Genomic DNA, 366 nt, shown 5'->3' with positions numbered 1-366 from the left:
CAGCTCTTCGTTTCTATCTTCGCCGGGTTAACCATGGTGATGATCGCCCTGCACTACGACTAGCCGTCAGAAGTGATGGGTGGCGTCTGTGGAATGGCGGGCTGGTCTGGCGCTTCGCTGATTAAGGCGTTAGCGCGTCGATTCCTGAATAAAGCGAGCGATAGCAATGAATATCAGTAAAAGCGGCATTGAGCTGATTAAGCGCTTCGAAGGTCTGCGCCTGAAAGCCTATCAGGATTCGGTGGGCATCTGGACGATTGGTTACGGATGGACGCAGCCAGTTGACGGTAAGAAAGTCGGGCCAGGAATGCAGATTGATCAGGCTACTGCCGATTGTAGTGGTCAACTAAAACTGGCCACCGCTTT

General features: G+C 52.7%; 1 protein-coding gene. It reads left to right on the top strand.

All coding sequences use genetic code 11. The annotated features are described in order from the left end of the window. Positions 1–166 precede the first annotated feature (166 nt). On the top strand, positions 167–366 hold a 200-nt coding region (locus tag HMPREF3138_RS09345; protein ID WP_038883646.1), incomplete at its 3' end, for a lysozyme.

It is taken from the genome of Serratia sp. HMSC15F11, assembly GCF_001808215.1.
GTDB classification, from domain to species: domain Bacteria; phylum Pseudomonadota; class Gammaproteobacteria; order Enterobacterales; family Enterobacteriaceae; genus Serratia; species Serratia nevei.
Note: the sequence above shows the minus strand (reverse complement) of the source record. Positions and strands in the feature narration are given on the sequence as shown.